Here is a 21679-nt window from a genome sequence, read left to right as displayed (position 1 = left end):
ACTACTCATGCTGTTCGCTCGCTTTCAATGCTCTACGTCCCTCCGCAATTTCACGAATAGTATCTGTCCAGCATGCGGTTGGGCCTCTGCTCCCTGCATCTTCTGAAGCTCAATCCGAAGGATTTTTGTGCGGACTAACTTCTCTTCCATCGACAACAAGAAGTTTGTCTTCCACTCAATGGCCCGGATCTTCTTGACTGAATGCGGATAATGGCTTCTCCCAGCCTCCGATTGGCCTAGCAGACACATTTAGCTGAGCAACAATCCCCATAAGATCGAGCTGCCCACCACTGTCTAGCCACATCTTTTCAGCTTCTGCCCTATTGGATCTCTTTCTCTTGGAATTTACATCTTTCACCCCAAAGGAGTATTTTGGATTAATAAAAAACACCATAGGATGCTTTCTATAAGAAATCCAACTAATTTAACTGTCTTCCCGTAGCAATGCAATATCGCTTAAATGCTTCTTCATCCTGCATTACTTTGTAAAACTCCACTTCCCTCTGTGACTCTGCCGTTTTTAATGCGATAGAGGCTTCATCTGTTGGGGAGACTTTAGATTTAATTGTAGAATTGATCAATAGGGTCAACGGTTCTCCGATTGCCTGTTTAAAATTAAAACCTAAGAGTTGTACGATATTAAATAGCTCTTTAGACAAGATGGGCTTAAATAAATTCAAAGCCTCTCTGGTTTTTTGGGCATCTTCACCTGCGTTTTGCTCTAGCAAGTTTTCCAATAAAGGAACGATGTTTCCGGTTATATATTCAATATCTGCATCAGAGATTTTTTGTGTTATCAATGTTTCCTCATAAGCTTGCACTAATTGAACCAGACGGTTTCTCTCAGAAATCAGTTCGTTAATAATCTCCTCCAAATTACCAACTAACTTGTCTTTATCACCCGAAGCTTTTGCACCTTTAATCTTTCCTGCTATCGCTTGGACACTATTTTTCGCAACACTACTAGCTAAATCTACTCCAACTTTTATCAACTCGGGATCCAACTGCATGTGCTTCGCTCCTTAAAAAAAAGATATTTATCATCTTCCAGTATCAGACAATATAAGACCTTGGTCAAGGACAAATAAAACAGGAGATAAAGTCAAAAATCATGTTATGTCGTTTTTGCTGGAGGGGCAGGCTATAATTTTTCAGCACACTGCGTAGCTTATGCCTACCTACCCTTCACTAGCCTTGTCCACAAATCCAGACGTTCTCCATAACAAACGCTAAAACAGGCTCACGAAACGGATTGCTACATTAAAAAGTATCGAACTATTCAAGTTATTTTTCTAACTTTATTCTCAACTTCGCTTCGTATATTAAATAGCTTCTGTCGTGTCTTTGTGGAAATACTCTCATGTTCAGATTTATATGAGTTGGTCTCTTCTACACTATCATCTTTCCTATATTTATAATTCAGGTCGTCCAGCTCTGAGACGTAATCCATTAAAGAACTAGCAATTCGTAAGTCTGTTTCAATTGCTTTAGGAATATGCTCTTCCAACACTTTCAAGTGGTCTCTTACAAGATACTTTACCTCTAATAAATTTAGCCTTGGATCTTCTTCAATAGATTCGACTCTTTTCGTTGCCAGAGTTATATCCCATTCGAATCCTCGCAATAAATTAAATAAAAATCTCGATTCAGCAATCGTTTTAGCATAAACAGCCGGTCTTTTTGATCTTTCTTGTTTCTTTAGAGTGTACCATGCAGCGCCAAATGCACCTATAGTACCAATTATTCCACCTGTAAACCCGCCGAAATCAAAGTTCATAACCATCCTCCTTCGACATCATATTTCGACGTCTAGAAAGATTTACCCTTCTGACATTTGACTCTAAAACAAAATTTCGCCTCTTCGTCCACATCAATGATATAGTTGGCCGGTAAGGCCTGCGCTGTGAATAGCTCATGCAGCTCAAGCATCTACATCCCAATACCCACCATCTGATACCCTTTGCTGTCAACTGTGACCAGTCAGAACCGGTTCTTCAGGTATAGGTCCGATATAAGTAGATTGCGGGCGGAAAATCCGGTTATTCTCCGACTGCTCCAGAAGATGAGCTGTCCAGCCGACGATTCTGCCCGCCGTGAACGTAGGCGTGAATATCTCCGGCGCCAGGTGCAGCGCCTTCAGGATAGCCGCAGCATAGAACTCGACATTCGTGAACAGGCGCCGGCCCGGCTTGTATTCCTCCAGCAGCTTAACCGCTGTAGCTTCCACATGAAGCGCAAGGTCAAAAGAAGCGTCCTTGCCGATCATCGCAAGCGTAGCAATCTGCAAGGCTTCTGCGCGGGGGTCCTTGGTCTTATAGATCCGGTGCCCGAAGCCCATCAGCTTCTCCCCGCCCTCGAGCTTCTCCCGCAGCCAAGGCTCCGCACGCTCCTTGGTTCCGATCTCCTCCAGCATTGAGATCACCTCATAGGGCGCCCCGCCATGCAGCGGCCCCTTCATCGCTCCAATGGCCCCGCCTACCGCCGCACAAATATCGGACTCCGTCGACAGCACCACCCGCCCTGCAAACGTCGAGGCATTCATCCCGTGTTCCATACAGAGAATCAGATAGGCACTGAGCGCCTTCACATGAGCTTCCTCCGGCAGTTTTCCTGTCAATAGATAGAGATAGTTCGCCGCATGACCAAGCTCAGGAAGCGATTTCAGAGGTTCCAAGCCCTGGAGGCTGCGGTACCTGTAAGCGATAATGGCCGGAAGCATAGCCGTCAAGCGCACAGCCTGCTTCAGCGTTGGCGGCCAGGTGGTGTTCTCCTGATCCCCTAGCGCAGCCATAGCACTCTGCAATACCAGCATCAGCGGTACAGACGCCGGATACAAATCAAGCATCTTGCGCAAATATTCGGGAAGCTCTCTCTCCGCAGCCATTTGGGCCTTAAGCTGGGCCAGCTCCTCCACATCAGGCAGGTGTCCGTTCCATAGCAGGTAAGCAACTTCCTCATAACTTTTGCTTACCGCAAGCTCCTTGGCCCAATATCCGCGGTACACTAAATACCCCTTCTCTCCATCCACCCATCCAATTTCAGTCTCTCCGGCCACAACGCCTTCCAATCCGGTTACTTTAGCCATGTCCCTTGCTCCTTTTCGATCCCGCAGGAATGAATTCATTATATTAGGAGTATAAACTCCAGATTCGATATTGCATATTTATAGTTTTTTATGAATCCATAAAAAATTTCTATCACCATCCTCATTCCGGCTTCATAAGCTGGTTCAGCTTGGATTCTGTATTGGAGTCACCGGCAGGCGTATAAATGCTACAGCGCAGATCCGCAGCGCCCTGTACCTGAAGCGAGGTTAAACGGAACAGCATTTTGCCGGCTTTGGCATGCCGGAACTCCAGGACTACATCCGGCGCAGAGCTAACCCGGCTCTCCTCCCATAGCTGATTGAACTCCGGATGCTGCTTCTTCATCTCCGCAATGAAATCATCGTACCAGCGGTCCTCCAGATATTGCCCGTAGTACGCGCGGAAAATAGATAAATACCCCCGGACAAACTGCTCCCAATTCACCGCCAGCCGTCTGAATTCCTTGCGTACGAATAATAGAGAGATCATATTGCGCTGCTGAGGGGCCAGCTTGGCGAAATCAAGAAACACATGCGCCGCCGCTTCGTTCCAGCCGACAATCCCGCAGTGCCGGTCCGAGATAAGAGTCGGACAGTTCTTCAGCTCCTGCAGAATCTTCTGCAAGGACGGATCAATCACCGAATTCTCCTCCTGAGGATAGACCGCACCTCCCGGCCCGTTCTCCAGTGCCAGTGCGAACAAGTAACTCCGCTCGTCCTTAGTCAACTGCAGAGCTCCGGCAATACAATCCAGAACGGAGGGGGATACTTTGATATCGCGTCCCTGCTCCAGCCAGGTATACCAGGTATTGCTCACTCCGGCCAATTGCGCCACTTCCTCACGCCGCAGCCCCGGTGTCCGCCTGCGGGTGCCTTCCGGGAGTCCCGCTGCTGCCGGAGTGATAGCCGCCCGTCTGGATTTCAGGAATTCCGACAATGCTTGAAGTCTGTTCTGGTTCGACATGATAATCCCTCCCTGTCTTTCGGTTCTTCTGGCTGTTAGTGTAGTAGTAATTATACTAGTATAAACTACAACTTGTAATAGGATAAATTAAATGAAAAAATGGATGTATTCAGTATACACAGGAGGATACAACAATGGAACGTGTAGTCATAACAGGGATGGGTGTCATTTCGCCGCTTGGCAATACCGTAGACCAGTTCTGGAGCCGCCTGGCCGCAGGAGAATCGGGAATTACTCCGATCACTTCTTTTGATACCGCGCATTTCAAGACCAAAATTGCTGGCGCTGTGCAGGACTTCGACCCCGATGCAAGGTTTGGCCGTAAGGATGCCCGCCGGATGGACCGGTTCAGCCAGTTCGCGCTTGCCGCTGCCGAGGATGCCTGGGCCCATTCCGGCCTCCAGCTGGAGAAGGTTGACCGGGAACGGCTGGGAGTCTACGTAGGCTCAGGTGTAGGCGGCATCCAGACCTTAATGGATCAGGGGGAATTGCTGCGCTCCCGCGGACCGGAGCGGGTAAGCCCGACCCTGATTCCGATGCTCATCTCCAACATGGCGGCAGCCATGATCAGCATTAAGCTGGGAGCGCTGGGGCCGACGCTCTCCCCGGTTACAGCCTGTTCTATCGGGAACACGGCCATTGGCGAAGCCTTCCGCCTGATCCGTTACGGCGGTGCCGATGTAATCATTGCCGGGGGCGCGGAAGCGGCGGTGACCGAGATTGCCCTGGCCAGCTTCGGTAATGCGACTGCCTTATCCACCCGCAATGAGGAGCCAGAGAAGGCCAGCCGGCCTTTTGACCAGAACCGGGACGGATTTGTGATCGCCGAGGGCGGTGCCATCGTAATTCTGGAATCTCTCTCCCACGCCTTGCAGAGAAACGCTGTCATCTATGGCGAAGTTACCGGCTACGGTGCCAGTTCTGACGCTTATCATATGGTAGCTACCCATCCTGAGGGCATAGGTGCTTATCAGGCGATGAAGCTGGCGCTCAGAGAGGCGGGAATCACTCCAGGGGAGGTGGATGTCATCAGTGCACACGCGACCAGCACGATCGTCGGAGACCGTTCTGAGACGCTGGCGATCAAGAAGCTGTTCGGTGAGGCGGCTTACCGGATTCCGGTCACTGCGAACAAGTCGATGACCGGACATGCCCTCGGGGCCGCCGGTGGCCTGGAAGCCATTGCCCTGCTCAAAAGCATTCAGGAAGGGCTTATTCCGCCGACGATTAATCTGGAGCAGCCGGACGAATATTGCGACCTGGACTATGTCCCGGGCCGGGCCCGCCAGGCGGACCTGAAGATCGGCATATCCAATTCATTCGGCTTCGGCGGACACAACGCTGTGATCGTCCTGCGCAAGTATGAGGAGTAATCAGGCTTTTATATAAAACTTGTACTTAAAGCTTCGTCGTCACTACGGTGAACATTTGGACCTCCGGCCGCTGTTGTCTACATGCCCGTCTATAGCAAACAGCGGATCTCCGTATACCAGGAGATCCGCTGTTTATTATAGTCAAGAATACGCCGTGATAACTGTTCACGCGATCAGCTTACTTGTTCTCCGGTGACACATGACTGCCCCATACCGAGACCCCTTCCGCCGAAAGTGCCGAGAACGTCATCACATCGCTGGCCGTTGCTTCATTCCATTCACGCAGGAAGACACCGCTATACTCAGTACCTTCAATAGTCAGCTTCGCAGTATGCTCATTGCTCAGGCTCCATGTGCCTGTAACCGCGCCGGTGATTGTTCCGTCTGTGTTCAGGGCAATGATCTGCGACTCCACCAGCTCAGCCGAAATCTCCTTGCCGTGGTTCACAAGCTTGTAGGCTCCGCTCACTTCCTTGGCGGTGTACTTGCCGATCTTCTTCCCTCCATAACGGTGGGGCGCCACTACCGGCCAGCCCGCTTCATTCATGAACATCTGATGGGCCCGCACCTCATGCTGCTCACCGAGACCCGGGAACCGGGTATGGAAGATCAGATAATACTGCCCGCTTTTCTCATCATAATAAGCCGAATTATGCCCCGGAGAGATATAACCCGCCCCTGTTGCCGCAGGTTCTTCATCCGTGTTCACGAATTCATGGTTGCCCATCAGCTTCACCCCGTAAGGGGCATAAGCCGGATCGTCGAACAGCACTCCAGCCGTCCCCTGCGCCTCGATCATGGCTTTGCCTTCCGAATCCTCGAACGGGCCAGCCGGATGCTTGGAACGGGCTACACGGATATTGTAGCCGCCATCCGCATCAAGTCCACCGTACGACAGGAACAAGTAATAATAATCTGTCTCCGGGCTGTACAGCATATATGGCCCTTCAATCCGGGCGTGGTTCGCCCCGAGCAGCTTCTTGCCGTAGCCCTGGTCCTTCAGCGGGAAGCCCGTTGCCGGGTCCAGCTCCAGGATGAAGATGCCTCCAGAGTAGGAGCCGTAGACCATCCACAGCTTGCCGTCTTTATCGAAGAACACATCAGGGTCCACCACATTCGGCTTCTCCGTAGAATCGTAGACCTCTCCATCATCACCTATGCCGGACATGCCAGACTTCAGAATAATGCCTTGATCCTTATAAGGCCCTTCGATCTTATCGGCTACAGCTATACCAAGCGCCGACAGCGGAGAATCTCCCCGGCAGGCGTCATAATACATGTAGAACTTTCCGTCTGCCAACTGAATGACATCGGGTGCCCACAATGTATCCGACTGGGCCCAGCTAAGCGTCTCGCTGAGCTCCTCCGTAACATTCGGAATCAGCACGTTATCATCCGTCACACCGGAAGAGACTTGCGTCCACTTCATCAGATCCTTGGATTTAGCCGAGGCCAAATGGGAACCAAATACATAATAAGTATCCTCTACCCTGATTACAGAAGGATCGTGCACGGATACATTCTCAAATTCAGGCGGGCTTGCAGAGTTCCGGCCGCTACAGGCCGACAGCAGCGATAAGGATATCAAAGCTGTTAATGATCTTTTTCTCATCTCATCTAACCTCCCTATGTATACCCTTACATTTTGCTGTGCAAATACAATTTAGTCAATACTTTTATTTATATTAGTCAATATTGTTTTAGGTTTATATGAAATATAATAATGAACACTCCCCCGCCGCAAAACATCAAAACGGATATGAAATTCCCTGAAACGGAATAAACTCACCCTATGGATGGATTATGTAAGAATCCCTGCGGTTTAGACAACTCGTATGGCTACCTCCCCCTTACACATCTGCCCATTTCCGGGGCATCCGCCCTACGCGGCGCTCCCAGTCTAATTGTGTTCGGTTTTTCGATTACATTTGGCCTACGCGGCGCTCCCAATCCAATTGTGTTCGGTTTTTCGATTACATTCGGCCTACGCGGCGCTCACAGTCCAATTGTGTTTGGTTTTTCGTTTACATTCGGTCTACGCGGCACGTCCAGTCCAATTGTGTTCGGTTTTCCGATTACATTTGGCCTACGCAGCGCTCCCAGTCCAATTGTGTTCGATTTTCTGTTATTTAGCCACGCTGCTCATTTTCATGCTGGAGTTGTGCCTTGAAAGACATGTTTGTTTTCGCATACATCCGGCCACTCGCCCCCTCGAACCCAACCCGCACATTGTATTCGGTTTTCCGTATATATTCTAGACTCCTCATTTACTCCTGTGGCCTTCGGATCAGTCAAAGAGCACTGCTCCCCACGCTATGCCCCCCTTACCCACATCAGACGGATATTGTAAATCCCTATACAAACGACAAAAAAACGCCAAGCCGGTTACGGCCTGACGCTGATCTTGATCTAATAGTTTGAACTTAAAATTCGTTTGTGTTATTCACCAGAACCGGTTCTGGATAAGCATTGCTCAGCACACGGCGCTGCTTCTTCACGACATCCGGCGGTTCTACCGCTGGTGCCATCGGGTGCATCAGCCAGGACTTCACGAGATGGGAATCCGATACCTTGTACATTGGCGGTTCCTTCTCCATGTCAATCGCCATTGCATACGTGCTGCGCAGGGCGAAGGCATCTCCCTTAGGCGGCTTGATCAGGTCGGGAGGTGTACCCGGGATAGCTGTAAGCATCGAGCCCTTGCTCTCCAGACTTGGCATGGAAGCCAGCAAACCCCAAGTATACGGATGTCTTGGATCGTAGAAGATTTCTTCTGCTGTACCCATTTCAACGATCTGTCCGGCATACATAACAGCTACACGGTCAGCCATTCTAGCCACAACCCCAAGGTCATGGGTAATGAAAATGATCGCAGTATCAATCTTCTTCTGCAAATCCTTCATCAGATCCAGGATCTGTGCCTGAATCGTTACGTCGAGCGCCGTGGTCGGCTCATCGGCAATCAGGAGCTTAGGGTTAGCAGCAAGTGCCATAGCAATTACGACACGCTGACGCATCCCGCCGCTGAATTCATGCGGGTACTGCTGGAAACGGCGTTCCGGTGACGGAATCCCAACCAGAGTAAGCAGTTCAACCCCACGTTTGTAGGCGGCTTCCTTGGTGATATTCTCATGTTTGAACAGAACTTCGGTAATCTGCCGGCCGACCTTCATCATCGGATTCAGCGAGGTCATCGGATCTTGGAAAATCATTCCGATTTCTTTACCGCGGATTTTTTGCATTTGCTTCTCACTCTTGCGGATCAGGTCTTGTCCATCGAACAGGATCTGTCCGCGCTTATATTCGCCCGCAGGCTGAGGAACTAGCTTCATGACTGCTTGCGAGGTTACGCTCTTACCGGAACCGGATTCGCCAACAATCGCCAGTGTCTCCCCTTTATTTACATGAAAGCTGACACCACGGATTGCTTGAACTTCTCCTCCGCGTGTTCTGAATGATATAGCCAGGTCTTTTACCTCTAAAAGGCGCTCCATCCTGTCACCCTCTCTGTTTCTTTTCAAGTTATGATAGTGATTCCAAAAAACACGCAATACTATTATTTTATCTATCTTTAGGGGCTTACGTCAAGATTTTTCTGAAAACGTCACCGTCAAAAATCATCATTCTTCGCTATGCTTATGCCTTGTCCGCTTCTTCATTAATCCCCATACGAGCGGCGGTGTTAGAATCAACGTAAGCAGCAACGACCAGCTTATGTCAGCTTCACTGACAATACCCTCATGCAGCAGGCGGTAAAAAGCATACAAGGAATACGGAAATGCCAGAAGCACGGCTGTCACAACACCCGGGGTATACAGCTTCAGAACTATACTTTGTGCCAAATGTGTGAAGACATGCAGCAGAAACACAGCGAGGACAGCTAAGTAGGGCCAGTAGAACTCTAAAAATACCGCAACGAAGGTTACCCCTACTATCAGAATATACACGAACAGCACATCCATGGCAAAATTCCTGGTGGTCATGCCCATCATAGGTGCCATACGCTTCCGCAGTGCGGGGGAAAGCGACGCTGTTATAGCTGGGCCGTGTTTGTTCCCCCATGCCTCCACTGTAAGAATCTCTTCAAAATCATGAAACATAAAAACTACAGGCAGCAGCCACAGCAGGCTTATTACGTCCATATGTATTTGAAGCCAGTTCAACATCATAACATTCGCCTCTTTACCGGGAAAGTTGCGGGATAACCCTCGATAAAGTAAATTATATCCTATGGCCACCCAGGAAAGCGAGGTAACACTAATATGATTATAAAACCCAGAACACGCGGGTTCATCTGTACGACTGCCCACCCCGCAGGCTGTGCGCATCAGGTACAGCAGCAAGTGAACTATGTACAGAGCCAAGGACAATTCACCGGTCCCCGCAAGGTGCTTGTGATCGGGGCTTCCACCGGGTATGGGCTTGCAGCCAGGGTTGCAGCAGCCTTCGGTGCAGGAGCTGCCACCGTTGGTGTCTACAGACCCAGCACAGCCAGTGAGACGCGGACGGCCTCCGCAGGCTGGTATAATTCCGCAGCGTTCGAGGAGATGGCTTATACGTCCGGCCTGCGCTCCTATAGCGTATGCGGGGATGCTTTTACCGCCGAAACGAAGGAACGGACCATAGAGTTGATCCGCCGTGAGCTCGGACAGGTTGATCTTGTCATCTATAGCGTAGCCTCTGCGCGCAGAACAGACCCGCAGACCGGTGCAGTTCATCAGTCTGTATTGAAGCCGCTCGGCGGCACCTATACCAATACCACGGTCAATTTCCATACCGGAGAACTAAGCACGGTACAAATTGAACCGGCCACCGAAGCTGAAATGAATGACACTGTTCATGTGATGGGCGGAGAAGACTGGCGGCTATGGATTGAAGCGCTGCGGGATTCCGGCGTTCTGGCCGCAGATGCGGTCACTCTCGCCTTCTCCTATATAGGTCCGGAGCTAACACAGGCCGTCTACCGCGACGGCACCATCGGCCGGGCTAAAGATCATCTGGAAGCCACGGCCTTACAGCTGAACGAACAGTTAGCAACCGCTGGAGGCCGCGCTTATGTAGCCGTCAGCAAGGGCCTAGTGACCCAATCCAGCTCGGCGATTCCCGTTGTTCCACTCTACATCTCAGTCCTCTATAAGGTCATGAAAGAACAGGGACTGCACGAAGGCTGCATCGAGCAGGCCTACCGGCTGTATACCGATTTCCTGTACAACCCGGAAGGGACTCCGGTAGACGAACAAGGGCGTATCCGGATTGATGACCGGGAGATGAGCCACGCTGTACAGAAGGAAGTGGACCGCATCTGGCCCATGCTGACCACGGAGAATGTCTATCAATATTCCGATCTGACCGGCTACAGACGCGAGTTCTTCCAGTTGTTCGGCTTCGAGACCAGCGGTGTTGACTATGAAGCTGATATTAATCCGGTTGTAGCCATCCGGAACAGTTACTAAGGGCTGACTGACATCCCGCTGCTCTGTGTACACAATATCAAGAGGCCGGAATCTCAGAAGAGATCCGGCCTCTTGTGTATCCTATAGTACCAGAGCCGTGAACTGCTTCCAGGACTCCGCAAGATTGTCATGCGCCCAGTTCACATGATTCTCATCCTTGTACTGGCGCGAATAACATTCTATAAGCATGATAAGATCCAGATACAGGTCGTACAGCTGCTTCCTCAGCACTTCATTCCGGCTGTTGAAGACCTTACCGTACCCTTCATAGAATGCGGCTGAGTTCTCGAAATGCCGGAAATAATACTCCAGCAATACGTCGCCCCACATTGCCCGCTCCCAGTCAATGATGGATACAATTACCCCGTCCTGTACAAAAACGTTGCCGTTCCACAGATCCCAGTGCACCAGACGCGGCTGCGTCACTTCATCCAGCGCAGGCAGATAACGCTCCAGCACCTGCTCTATTTCTGTCTGTGAAGCCGGCAGACGCGCTCCCAGTCGTACAGCATCCTGAAGCACATTCAGAAGCATGGACCTGAAGGTGTCCCTCCAGGAACGTCCGCTCCCGTCAGCCTGCCCGCCGAACAGTCCGAAGGCCGGCCCCTGAATCTCATTGATGATCCGCTGATACTGTCCAAGCTCGTATTCAATGGAATACCGCTGTTCCTCAGAGAGGCTCTCCTTGACCTCGTTATAAGGCTGCCCTTCAATCTTCTCCATGAAGAAATACGGGCACGGAATCAGCTGCAGGCTGTCATCATAACTGTACACTTCAGGCACAGGAACACCGCCCGCTGCCCGCACCAGACGAAGAGCCGCCACCTCAGCACGCATGATATCCTTCTCATAGCTCAAGGTCTCCGTCTCCGGTCCGGGAGCCACCTTGAGGATGACCGACCGGCCGTCACTTAGCTCCAGGTCATATCCGGTATTGAAAAATCCCCCGGTTAATTCCCTGCTGCCGGTAACCTCCAGATGTTCTCCAAAGGCGGCGGCTGCCAAAAGACTCAGCTGCCGGTCATTCAGCTTGACCTTAGTGAAGCTCTCCACCGGTTAGACCCACCACATCTCGGATACAGGTTCTTCGATCAGTACCTGCTGGAGATTGTCTACAGCTTTGGAGAAGCCTTCCTCAATCGACATCAGGCCGTCTTCGTGTTCAATACTGACCACGAAGTCGTATCCTACAAGACGCAGAGCGCTCATCATGTCAGCCCAGACCTTGATATCATGGCCGTAGCCAACGGAGCGGAACTGCCAGGCACGGTCCAGCATATTCGTATAAGACTGCATGTCTGTCAGACCATGCTTGTTGACATTCACCGGATCAATGACCGTATCCTTCGCGTGGAAGTGATGGATCGCGCCTTCACGGCCCAGAATATGAATGGCCTGTACCGGATCAATGCCCTGCCACCACATATGGCTCGGGTCAAGGTTCGCGCCGATGGCTTTCCCTGCGGCTGCTCTTAATCTCAGCAGTGTTGCAGGAGTGTGTACCGAGAACCCTCCGTGCAGCTCAAGACCGATCTTCACATCATGTGCAGTAGCGAAGGCTGCCTGCTCGGTCCAATAAGGAATGACCTTATTCTCCCACTGCCAGTCCAGAATCTCCTTGTAATCATTCGGCCATGGCGCAACCGGCCAGTTCGGATATTTCGCACCTTCATGGTCTCCCGGGCAGCCGGAGAAGGTATTCACAACCTTAACCCCCAGCTTCTGCGCCAGCTTAACCGTGTTCACGAAATCCTCATGATCCTTGTCTGCCAGCTCCTTCTGCGGATGCAGCGGGTTGCCGTGGCAGCTAAGCGCACTGATGATCAGACCGCGGGATTCTATTTGCTGTTGGAATTCCTTAAGAGCCGCTTCGTTCTCCAGCAGGTCTTTGGGATTGCAATGGCTGTTGCCGGGATAGCCTCCGGTGCCGATCTCAACCGCCTTTAATCCTTTGGAGACTACATAATCCAGCGCATCCTCAAGCTTGCGGCCCCCGAACAATACCATAAATACTCCAAGTTTCATTTGCAGATTCCACCTCTCCATAATCGTGTTGAAGCTTGTCAGGCTCCGTAGATATCGAAATTCTTAACCGTCTCATTGCGTTCTGCCGCTTCAAAGATCGCCTCAATCAATCTCAGCACGCGAAGCACCTCGGCATTCTTGACAATCGGCTCTGCTGTACCTTCGATTACCGCAGCGAGATTGTCATAGAAGCTGGAAGGCAGCTCTGCTGCCGCCGGCAGGTCTTCGAGGAGCGTTGCCCCTTCGGAGGGCGGAGCCATCGTCTTAGTCAGGCCAACACCCGCGCGGATGGGGGTCGGTTCTATTTTCTCAGATTCGTGGTTGGGGGCTACAATTCTGCCTCTCAGAGACCAGTCTTCAATGATCGCGGTTCCCTGGGTACCCTTCACATACCATCTTGGCATCGTGATGAAATTGGTCGTGCCGACTTCAACAATCGCTCTGATCCCGTTCTCAAATTGCAGAATCGCATCGAATCCGTCATCCACATTATTGCCCAGAATAAAGCTTAGACTGCTGCTGACACTCGTGACCTTACTGTCAATCATGAACAACAGCTGGTCCAGCAGATGAACGCCCCAGTCCAGCAGCATCCCGCCGCCCTGCTCCTTCACATGACGCCAGTCACCGGGAATCCCGTTGGCGCCATGTACTCTGGATTCGATCTGGAAGAGTGATCCAATCGTCCCCTGCTCATACATCGCCTTGATTACGCGGAAATCCTCATCCCAGCGTCTGTTCTGGTGCACCATCATCACCCGTCCGGCTGCATCCGCGGCTGCCTGCATCTCGGTGAATTCAGCCGAAGACAGTGCTACCGGCTTCTCACAGACGACATGCTTGCCTGCCTGAAAGGCACGAATGGCAATCTCCTTATGCACATCATTCGGTGTAGCGATCAGAATAACATCCACCGCCGGATCTGCCAGCACTTCCTCATAGCTGGAATAAGCGGTATAACCTGCATCTTCAGCCAGACTGCGCCGCTCTTCGAGCAGATCGAAGGCACCGCCTACGATCATGCGGTCACTTTCTTTGATTAATTGCGCATGATAGCTTCCCATTCCGCCGTAACCAACGATGGCTACAGTATGTTTGATTGAACTCATGGATTCCACTCCTGTTTGGTCTGATAGTCGCGTGAACCGGGAGATACCCTTAGTTGTCTGCGCTTCCGTCAAAATAAACTGCGCGTCCGGTACGTGCCGATTCATACACTGCTTCAAGGATCTGGGTGACTACGAAGGCCTGCTCCGGCAGAACAACCGGGTCCTTGTCTTCTCTGACCGCTTCAAGCCACAGACGGGCTTCACGGTCGGCTTCGTTCTCTGCTGCACCGCTGTAGAAGGCTACACCGCCGGAGGCAAGATCGACTTTGGTCTCATACAGTCTTCCGGCACGTTCGCCGTTCAGACGCAGGCCGTCCTTCATGTCCGCTCCGCCTTCCGTACCGGCGAGCAGGGTCTTAGCTTCGCCAAATTCGGACACATTCAGCGCCCAGCTGGCTTCGAGTACAATTGTAGCACCGTTCTCCATCGTAATGAAGCCGAAAGCGGAATCTTCAACCTTGAATTGTTCTGGGTCCCACGGACCGAACGCATTCGCGGCATTCTTCTTCTGGCCCAGCTTGTGGAAGGTAGAGCCTACAACCATACGCGGCTTGTAGTTATCCATCAGCCAGAGCGTCAGATCCAGTGCATGTGTACCGATATCAATCAGCGGTCCTCCGCCCTGCTTCTCTTCATCCAGGAATACGCCCCAGGTTGGAACAGCGCGGCGGCGAAGTGCGATGGCCTTGCCGTAATAGATATCGCCGAGCTCCCCTTCCTCGCACAGCCCCTTCAGGTATTCGCTGTCCGCGCGGTAACGGTTCTGATAAGCGATCGACAATTTCTTGCCTGTGCGCTTGGCCGCGTCAAGCATTTCCTTCGCCTGTGCCGTAGTCTTGGCCATAGGCTTCTCACACAGCACATGGTTACCGGCTTCCAGGGCAGCTACTGTAATCTCGGAATGGCTGTCATTCGGAGTGCATACATGCACGATATCGAATCCGCCCGTAGCCAGCAGCTCACGGAAATCGGTAAATACAGCAGCGCCTTCCGCACCGTAGGTCTTTGCTGCCTCCACAGCACGTTCTTCGACGATATCACAGAATGCCACCATTTCAGCATCCGCCTGACGGGCAAGACTTGGCATATGTTTGCCGTTTGCGATACCACCGCAACCGATAATAGCAATTTTGAGTTTGTTAGACATGAATATTTCCTCCTTGGTTCTCGTAAGTTTTGATCCAGTTCAAGCTGTCAGCCACACTGTCCAGCGGGGAACGGCTGCAAAAGTCCTGTTCTACCACTGCCCATTCCACACCGGCGGCTGCAGCCGCTTCAATAATCGCAGCCAGATCGACTTCACCTTCACCCAGCACTACAGTCTCCGGTGAGCCGTCTTCACGTTTCTTCAGATCCTTAAGGTGGATGATCGGCAGCCGTCCTGCGTACTTATGGATATATTCTGCCGGATCATATCCGCCGTAATACACCCAGCAGGTATCCATCTCCACTTGAAGCTGCTCTGCAGGCACCGCTTCGAACAGATAATCGAATGCAGGCTGGCCGTCAACCTTCTCCGTGAATTCAAAATCATGATTATGATAAGACAGAACCGCTCCGCCTGCCAGGCATTTCTCACCAATCACCCGCAGGCCAGCCGCTACTTCAGGCCAATTGCGCTGTTCTTCTGTCAGATAAGGCACGATCAGATTGCGGTTGCCAATCTCCAGGTTGAAGCTGATCTCCTGCTCTGTATCATTCAGCATGGCTTCATACGGGCGATGCGCTCCGACAGCAACCAGTCCTGTCTCCTCGAGCAGCGCCTTCACTTGCCCGGCCGTACGGCCGAAATAGTGGAAGAATTCCACACCGCTGTAGCCCAGCTCGGCTACCTTACGTATCGTTCCCTCGAAATCCTGTTCCAGTTCTTCTCTTAGCGTGTACAGCTGAAGTCCAACCTTCAACATCCCTATTCCACTCCTTGTTTGATCCGGAGTCATCCTGCTCTTGCCGCCGCCGCACTCTTCAGCCGGTTTCCCGGAGTGCATCACCTGAACAAACGGGCTGTAACCATTGGAGGGTATAGCTTTCTCTTGGTTTCATCCAATGCTCCCAGAGTTTGTAAATATAGCGATTAGCGCCGCAATACGGCGTCCTCCACATCAATTGTATGTTTTTTTGCTTAGCTACATGGTAATATGAAAGCGTATATAATAAAATGAATAATATGATTAAAACATGAACAATCTGCTTATCATTTAATTATTCTGGAGGACTCATGACACAGACCACAGCTTGTCACATTCTATCTGCCGGATTCTCCTTCCACCGCAAGCCGTTTCATATGTCCCGCAGTGAAGGTGTGCAGTATTATCTGCTGCGCCTGCAGACCGAAGGACGCAGCCGGACCCGGGAGAATGGAGCCATCACCACCGTTGAGAGCGGCGATCTCATGCTGTTCGCACCCACTGACCCTTATTACCTGAGTATTGACAAAGAGGTCTATCCTGTCGGCAAACCGCGGATTGAGAGCGGCGACTATCATATATTTTGCAGCGGACCCTGGATTGAGGAGTGGTGGGGGCGGAAGCAGCGTCCGGCAGTTCTCCGGCTTCCGTTAAGCGATCATATCCTTGGATTGTTCCGCCAGCTTGTGCTGGAGCAGCGCCGTTTGTCGGATTCCTCACCGGATATCTCATCGTGTTATCTGCAGATTCTGTGCATGGAGATTGACCGGCTGATGACGGATCAGCCCGTGATCTCACCCAAGGCCTATCTGGCTTACCGGATGAAGCAGTACGTCGAAGAACATGCCTCTTACGCCTTCAGGCTTGAGGATGTGGCTGCTCACGTAGATATCTCCGTCTCCCGTGCAGTCCATCTGTTCAAGGAAGCGTTCGGCACAACGATTGTCAAATATGTAAATGATGTAAGGCTGGATATGGCACGGGAGAAAATCACATTCAGTCCCATGCCGCTCGAGCATGTCTCCGAGACCTGCGGATTTGCGAACTATACCTACTTCCACCGTATCTTCAGGGGCCGGTTCGGCATGTCGCCCAAGCAATACCGTATTCATAGCAGGGCACAGGCTTAAGCTTCAGGCAGCCGCCCCCGGACATGCAAAAGGAGCGCCATCATGGAAGATCCGCTCCTTGTGTTTGACCTTATTCAATTGCTGGCGTTTGCCGGGTGTCATTCTGACATGCTGGGAGATGGCGCCGTAATCCTGATTCATCCTGCGGTTTCTTTCCGCACACCAGGTGCCGGAGCGCTGTGCCTTCAGCAGAGCCTTCTGTGTTCTTGTACGTGCCATAAGCGGCGACACTCCTTGTCTTCTCATATATTCAGTGCGGCTGCACTGTTATTACCATATTAACATAATTCCCTTCCGGCTACCCGGTATAGTTGATTATATCCGTCTGTTGCCGCCCGGCAGCTATTGCCTGCCTGCTGCGCGGCTTGCAGTAGAACAGTCTGGTACAGTATTCTTGAAGAGCAAGCTACATACCTGTGGCCATGGAAGCCAACCGCAGAATGAGGGGGGGAACAATGTATGAAATACGATGTGCTGTATGACGGCGCCTTCGCCATGCTGAAGGTCCTGCTGGAGCCGGGGGAGAGCGTTAAGGCCGAGATGGGGGCGATGGTCGCCATGTCTCCGAATGTGGAGCTGAGAGGAACGGTGGACGGCGGTATTATGCGCGGTCTCGGCCGGATGCTGAGCGGGGAGAAATTCTTCTTCCAGGAGCTGACCGCAACCCGCGGGCAGAGCGAAGTTCTGCTGTCACCCGGAGCGATCGGGGATGTTCAGGCCATTGAGCTGGACGGATCGTACAAGCTGATGGTCCAGAAGGACGGTTTCCTGGCAGGAACCCAAGGCATTCAGGTCAACACCAAGATGCAGAATCTGACACGCGGATTATTCTCCGGCGAAGGCTTCTTCATTGTGGAGATCAGCGGCCGAGGAACCGTCTTCCTCTCCTCCTTCGGAGCGATCCATGCCATTAATCTCGGCCCGGGCGAGGAGATGATCATTGATAACGGTCACCTCGTGGCCTGGCCGGACTACATGGAATACAAGGTCGAGAAGGCAGCCTCCGGCTGGCTGAACAGCTTAACCAGCGGTGAAGCGTTAGTCTGCCGTTTCCGCGGCGAAGGCGTGGTGCTGGTACAGACCCGCAACCCGGGAAGCTTCGGAACCTGGATCAAATCCTTCGTGCCGAGCCGGGCATAGCGGCAGCGGGCGGATGGAGAAACGGCCGCATAGGTTCGACATTTGCTCTGGCTGCACAGCAAAAAGGCGCTTGGCTGATTATTCAGCCCGGCGCCATTTTTGTGTATTAAGGTTGCAGCTTAAGAGACAGCACGGCATTCCTTGTCGCCCTTGCAGCCGTTTTTTTGGCAGCTATTGTAGGTGCCTTTGAAATCAAGGCGGTGATCCGTCACACTGAAGCCATATTCACGGGCCACCCGTGCCTCAAGCTCCAGCAGCCAGTCATCCTTGATCTCCTCCAGCTTCCCGCATACATTGCAGATCAGGTGATGATGCATATGCATATGATCGTCGTCGCGCAGATCATAACGCGCCACACCGTCGCCGAAATTCATCTTTTGAACAATATGAAGTTCACACAGCAGCTCCAAGGTCCGGTACACGGTCGCAAGCCCCAGATGCGGAAACTTACGCTTAACCAGCATATATACCTCTTCCACGCTTAAATGATCCTTCTCATTATCCAGCAGTATCCTCACGATAGCTTCGCGCTGAGGCGTAAGCTTATAATTATGAGCCGCAAACTGCTGGCTGATATTTGTCACTCGGTTCACCCGGGTTCCCACCTTTCCGGAAGTCGAACATTTTCCACAGAATAATTAGTAATCCTTACGATATAAGCATAACAAACTTGCAGGCCAATGAAAAGTCCTGACACCAGTATAACATCACTTCCCCGCAATAGCCCCTTTCTCTGGCTGCATCCCTACATAATATTTCCGCTGAATCAGATTCCGCCCATTCCGAAGTGTGCCCTTTCCCCATACTCTATATAAACTAATCTCTTAAAAGTGAGGATGATCGGGATGGCAAAAGTACAACCTAAGCAGACGCAGAGACTTGTGACAGCCCGCGTACTGCGCACAGTAGCTACGGCTATGCTGCCCTTCTACCGCAAAATTGCCGGAAACCGCAGTTTTGCCAGGCAATGGTCAACCGCTGTTGTCACTGCAGACCTGGACCTGATGGGCAGACTACTCTCCAGCATTCCGGCTCTTGCGGGGGCGGAGAATTACGGAACGAACGGTATCGGTTATTTCATCTCCTTTCCGTTTCCGCTGCCGGTTGCCTTCTACACCAACGGAACCACGATTCCGCCGGGCACCGTGCGGTTCACCTTCAATACTGACGCCCACCGCTACATCGCACGTTCCCTTATTCCGCTGTACCGGGAGCTGGCGGTTAACCGTAGGTTCGCGGAATCTATGGCTGCGGCCATCCGGCGTAAGGACACCCGCGCGGTAAGGAGCATGGTGCGCAGGCTGGTGAAGACCCCGTCACTGAAATCCGTTACCATTGAAGAAAGCGGAATAGCGCTGCTGTTCAAAACCAGGTTCAGCAAGTACCCTTACCGCAACCTCCTGTTTCAGGAAATGATGTAGCTGACGAGTCCCGCAGATCGGGATTTATACGCTTGCAACCTTTTCTGATCCCATTACGTTAGAGGAGTTGATACAGGCCGAACGGCCCAACCCTATAATAGAGGTGGAATTCAGATGAGTATGAAAAAAAACACGATCGCAGCTTTTACAGCAGTAACCCTCCTTTCCTTCTCTCTTGGCGGACAAATTTTTGCAGCAGGCAGCAGCTTTAAGGATATCGACCAGGTGACCGGTAAGGATAAGATCAACTCTCTGAAGGAACAGGGCCTGATCAAAGGAATCTCCGACACCCAATTTCTGCCGGCATCCACAGTAACTACAGCGCAAGGGATACAGTTTATCTCCGGCGGTCTCCAGCTTAGCCTGGCAGCGATTGATTTCAATAAGGCACCACAGGCAAGTGCGCTTTTCTCCAAGGTAAAAGATAATGCCTGGTACGCCGAAGCCTTCATCAATGCGCACTATAACGGCGTAAACATTCCTGCCGATATTGATCCCGCCAAGCCGATGACCAAAGAGCTGTTCACTACCCTGCTGATTCAGGGTGTGGAGAAGGCCGGCAACCTGCCGATGATCAATATTGTTCCGGTGGATATTGCGGATGCAGATGCGCTGGAGCCTTCTTACCAGGGTACGATCCAGCGTTCACTGAAATACAAGATCAATACGCTTGATGCCAGCGGCAAGTTCAATCCCAAAAGCAAGATTACCCGCGCTGAAGCAGCAATCATGCTGTACAACGCCCTGGAATACCTGAACTCCGTCAGCGATGGCGGTTCAGAAGTTAAGTAAGTCAGATACGATTCATACCGCTCCCCCGCGTATGATATAGATAAAGGCCACTCCATGCCGGGTGGCCTTTATTGCTGGATCTGGACTAGGATGGACTAGGAGCATTGAGGAATCAGCAGATTTTCATAAAGTATGAAGCATAAGCTGATGGGGGATTTTGACGATGATGAAAAATAAGTATGTAAACGGGATGAACGAAATGCACGCAGACGATGCTTTTAAACAATCCTTCATCCGCAGAGTCAGCCTGAATTCCGGTGCTTCTCCAACCCCATTCTGGAGTCTTCGCAGGAGGTTCACGGTCATCGCAAGTTCTTGCATGATAATACTCTTACTAGCCATTGGAGGACCTCTTCTTGACCGCAACGGGGATCAGGCCAATCCTTCGATCCTGTATAAAGGGTTCACAGTTACCGCCTATGCTGGAGATGGAGTTCCCTTAGTGGTGCAACCGGATGTTGAATTCCCGCTCGGCCGATACTCTGTATTCATGAGCAGTGTACCGGGCTTCCCCATAAACATTGTTGCTGATGGTGCTGACACCATTGACTTACAAGCCTCGGAGGGAGAACTGCTAATGTGGAATCCGGCGGATTCCAAGGTGATCCCGCAGGGACAGCAAGCAACCGTTAAGTCAGGTGACACCATCTATTGGTCTCCATTGGCAGACAACTCTTCACCATCAGCAGCCGCTGAGAGCATTCTGGAAATCACCGCCTACCGGGACAGCCGTAGATTAGGCAGTACGATGTTCCAGATCCAATCGCAGGATCATATCACATACACCGGACTAATGCTGGGAAGGACAAACTCAATTGAGTAGATGAATGGTGAATGATGTAAAAGTTTATGCGGCGCTTGCAACTTTTAAAGGCAATCTTTCATCCGCCTTTTCCTCTGGTGGTATCAGGTGCACTTATGCTCCTTAGTCGATCATTTGGGTGGCGTCCGGTGGTATCAGGTGCACTAATACCCCTTATTTACTCAACTAGCCTGTGTTCAATGAATTCAGGTGCACTAATACTCCTTATTTACTCAATTAGCCCGTGTCCGATGAATTCAGGTGCACTTATGCTCTTCATTCGCTCATTTGGGTAGCGTCCGGTGGATTGAGGTGCACTAATACCCCTTATTTACTCAACTAGCCCGTGTCCAATGAATTCAGGTGCACTTATGCTCTTCATTCGCTCATTTGGGTAGCGTCCGGTGGATTGAGGTGCACTAATACCCCTTATTTACTCAACTAGCCCGTGTCCAATGAATTCAGGTGCACTTATTCT

The 21679-nt window shown here is 51.4% G+C and carries 22 protein-coding genes; 7 read left to right on the top strand and 15 right to left on the bottom strand.

All coding sequences use genetic code 11. The features are described from left to right. Positions 1-175 precede the first annotated feature (175 nt). The 5 genes from HQN87_RS32920 to HQN87_RS01460 form a co-directional block, all read right to left on the bottom strand. On the bottom strand, positions 176-394 hold the full coding sequence (locus HQN87_RS32920) for a phage terminase small subunit-related protein (protein ID WP_173126651.1): 219 nt from the start codon (positions 392-394) through the stop codon (positions 176-178). A gap of 25 nt (positions 395-419) precedes the next feature. Then, positions 420-1010: a hypothetical protein gene (locus HQN87_RS01475; RefSeq protein ID WP_173126648.1), complete on the bottom strand. Its 591-nt coding sequence runs from the start codon at positions 1008-1010 to the stop codon at positions 420-422. A gap of 269 nt (positions 1011-1279) precedes the next feature. Then, positions 1280-1777, bottom strand: a complete 498-nt coding sequence (locus HQN87_RS01470; protein ID WP_173126645.1) for a hypothetical protein — start codon at positions 1775-1777, stop codon at positions 1280-1282. A 189-nt stretch (positions 1778-1966) separates the two neighbouring features. Continuing rightward, positions 1967-3085: a citrate synthase/methylcitrate synthase gene (locus HQN87_RS01465; RefSeq protein ID WP_173126641.1), complete on the bottom strand. Its 1119-nt coding sequence runs from the start codon at positions 3083-3085 to the stop codon at positions 1967-1969. A 121-nt stretch (positions 3086-3206) separates the two neighbouring features. Further along, positions 3207-4049 (bottom strand): helix-turn-helix transcriptional regulator, encoded by an 843-nt coding sequence (locus HQN87_RS01460; protein ID WP_173126638.1) that lies wholly within the window; start codon positions 4047-4049, stop codon positions 3207-3209. A 134-nt stretch (positions 4050-4183) separates the two neighbouring features. Between HQN87_RS01460 and fabF the strand changes: the two genes are divergently transcribed. Continuing rightward, a complete protein-coding gene (gene fabF / locus HQN87_RS01455) occupies positions 4184-5422 on the top strand; it encodes a beta-ketoacyl-ACP synthase II (protein WP_173126635.1) in 1239 nt (412 codons plus the stop codon). Between the two features lie 178 nt (positions 5423-5600). On the opposite strand, the gene abnB is transcribed toward fabF, so the two are convergent. The 3 genes from abnB to HQN87_RS01440 all read right to left on the bottom strand — a co-directional run bounded on the left by abnB (position 5601) and on the right by HQN87_RS01440 (position 9564). Next, complete coding sequence (abnB, locus tag HQN87_RS01450) at positions 5601-7034, bottom strand: arabinan endo-1,5-alpha-L-arabinosidase AbnB (RefSeq protein WP_173126632.1); 1434 nt, start codon at positions 7032-7034, stop codon at positions 5601-5603. Positions 7035-7845: 811 nt separating this feature from the next. Next, positions 7846-8916 (bottom strand): ABC transporter ATP-binding protein, encoded by a 1071-nt coding sequence (locus HQN87_RS01445; protein ID WP_173126629.1) that lies wholly within the window; start codon positions 8914-8916, stop codon positions 7846-7848. A 126-nt stretch (positions 8917-9042) separates the two neighbouring features. Continuing rightward, a complete protein-coding gene (locus HQN87_RS01440; protein ID WP_173126626.1) occupies positions 9043-9564 on the bottom strand; it encodes an HXXEE domain-containing protein in 522 nt (173 codons plus the stop codon). 120 nt (positions 9565-9684) lie between these two features. On the opposite strand from HQN87_RS01440, the gene fabV reads away from it, so the two are divergent. Next, positions 9685-10875 carry an enoyl-ACP reductase FabV gene (gene fabV / locus HQN87_RS01435; protein WP_173126623.1) on the top strand — a complete coding sequence of 397 codons (1191 nt, stop codon included), beginning with the start codon at positions 9685-9687 and terminating at the stop codon, positions 10873-10875. An 81-nt stretch (positions 10876-10956) separates the two neighbouring features. Here fabV and HQN87_RS01430 read toward each other — a convergent pair whose 3' ends face one another. From HQN87_RS01430 to HQN87_RS01410, 5 genes are read right to left on the bottom strand one after another with little or no spacing between them, the layout of a single operon-like run. Beyond that, positions 10957-11928: a phosphotransferase family protein gene (locus tag HQN87_RS01430; RefSeq protein WP_173126620.1), complete on the bottom strand. Its 972-nt coding sequence runs from the start codon at positions 11926-11928 to the stop codon at positions 10957-10959. Positions 11929-11931: 3 nt separating this feature from the next. Further along, complete coding sequence (locus tag HQN87_RS01425; RefSeq protein ID WP_173126617.1) at positions 11932-12900, bottom strand: sugar phosphate isomerase/epimerase family protein; 969 nt, start codon at positions 12898-12900, stop codon at positions 11932-11934. Positions 12901-12938: 38 nt separating this feature from the next. After that, positions 12939-14009, bottom strand: coding sequence for a Gfo/Idh/MocA family protein (locus tag HQN87_RS01420; protein WP_173126614.1), 1071 nt, complete (start codon positions 14007-14009; stop codon positions 12939-12941). Between the two features lie 49 nt (positions 14010-14058). Continuing rightward, positions 14059-15156, bottom strand: coding sequence for a Gfo/Idh/MocA family protein (locus tag HQN87_RS01415; RefSeq protein ID WP_173126611.1), 1098 nt, complete (start codon positions 15154-15156; stop codon positions 14059-14061). Then, a complete protein-coding gene (locus HQN87_RS01410; protein WP_173126608.1) occupies positions 15149-15916 on the bottom strand; it encodes a sugar phosphate isomerase/epimerase family protein in 768 nt (255 codons plus the stop codon). Before HQN87_RS01410 ends, HQN87_RS01415 begins: the two co-directional genes overlap by 8 nt. A 311-nt stretch (positions 15917-16227) precedes the next feature. Between HQN87_RS01410 and HQN87_RS01405 the strand changes: the two genes are divergently transcribed. Further along, the gene (locus tag HQN87_RS01405) at positions 16228-17046 is read left to right on the top strand and encodes a helix-turn-helix domain-containing protein (protein WP_173126605.1); all 819 of its coding nucleotides are present in this window, start codon (positions 16228-16230) and stop codon (positions 17044-17046) included. A 3-nt stretch (positions 17047-17049) separates the two neighbouring features. Here the strand turns inward: HQN87_RS01405 and brfA are convergent, their stop codons facing one another. Continuing rightward, on the bottom strand, positions 17050-17265 hold the full coding sequence (brfA, locus tag HQN87_RS01400) for a ribosome rescue factor BrfA (protein ID WP_173126600.1): 216 nt from the start codon (positions 17263-17265) through the stop codon (positions 17050-17052). A 240-nt stretch (positions 17266-17505) separates the two neighbouring features. Here brfA and HQN87_RS01395 point away from each other — a divergent pair, with 240 nt between their 5' ends. Further along, the gene (locus HQN87_RS01395) at positions 17506-18186 is read left to right on the top strand and encodes a TIGR00266 family protein (RefSeq protein ID WP_173126597.1); all 681 of its coding nucleotides are present in this window, start codon (positions 17506-17508) and stop codon (positions 18184-18186) included. Between the two features lie 119 nt (positions 18187-18305). Here HQN87_RS01395 and fur read toward each other — a convergent pair whose 3' ends face one another. After that, positions 18306-18779 (bottom strand): ferric iron uptake transcriptional regulator, encoded by a 474-nt coding sequence (gene fur / locus HQN87_RS01390; protein WP_173126594.1) that lies wholly within the window; start codon positions 18777-18779, stop codon positions 18306-18308. A gap of 252 nt (positions 18780-19031) precedes the next feature. Here fur and HQN87_RS01385 point away from each other — a divergent pair, with 252 nt between their 5' ends. From HQN87_RS01385 to HQN87_RS01375, 3 genes are all read left to right on the top strand, one after another. Then, positions 19032-19607 (top strand): hypothetical protein, encoded by a 576-nt coding sequence (locus tag HQN87_RS01385; protein WP_173126591.1) that lies wholly within the window; start codon positions 19032-19034, stop codon positions 19605-19607. Between the two features lie 114 nt (positions 19608-19721). After that, positions 19722-20399, top strand: a complete 678-nt coding sequence (locus tag HQN87_RS01380) for an S-layer homology domain-containing protein (protein WP_173126588.1) — start codon at positions 19722-19724, stop codon at positions 20397-20399. A gap of 163 nt (positions 20400-20562) precedes the next feature. Next, a complete protein-coding gene (locus HQN87_RS01375; protein WP_173126585.1) occupies positions 20563-21222 on the top strand; it encodes a hypothetical protein in 660 nt (219 codons plus the stop codon). Positions 21223-21679: the final 457 nt, after the last annotated feature.

Source organism: Paenibacillus tritici (genome assembly GCF_013204885.1).
Taxonomy (GTDB): Bacteria; Bacillota; Bacilli; order Paenibacillales; family Paenibacillaceae; genus Paenibacillus_AQ; species Paenibacillus_AQ tritici.
This window is presented reverse-complemented; position numbering and strand designations above follow the sequence as displayed.